Raw genomic sequence first — 329 nt, forward strand, 5'->3', positions numbered from 1 at the left:
GCGGCAACATGAAGTTGTAAGGCCTCACTCAAGTAGGAATCCATCGGAACCAACTGCGCATCACGCCCAACACCTTCTGGTAAATAACCATGCCATGCAACCGAATCAAGGATTCCCTGCTTGCATTTCAAGCGATCAGCAAACAATCCTTCAAGTTGTTCTTCATCAGGATAAAGGCCAATTTCTCGCCCCATTTTCAGATCATCACAATGCCAGAAACCACGCAAGGTCGGCATATCATGAGTACATAGTGCAGCCATAGATTGTTCAGCGTAGTGTTTAGGAGAAATAAACCCGCCGTCCTCTTTTGACGTTTCAAAGAAAAAGAC

1 protein-coding gene is annotated in these 329 nt (G+C 45.6%); it reads right to left on the reverse strand.

All coding sequences use genetic code 11. From position 1 onward, the window contains the following. Nucleotides 1-329, reverse strand: a 329-nt coding sequence (locus B7C60_RS18125; RefSeq protein WP_245868718.1) for a 4-alpha-glucanotransferase, incomplete at both ends; no start/stop codon positions are given.

Source organism: Vibrio fujianensis (genome assembly GCF_002749895.1).
Taxonomy (GTDB): Bacteria; Pseudomonadota; Gammaproteobacteria; order Enterobacterales; family Vibrionaceae; genus Vibrio; species Vibrio fujianensis.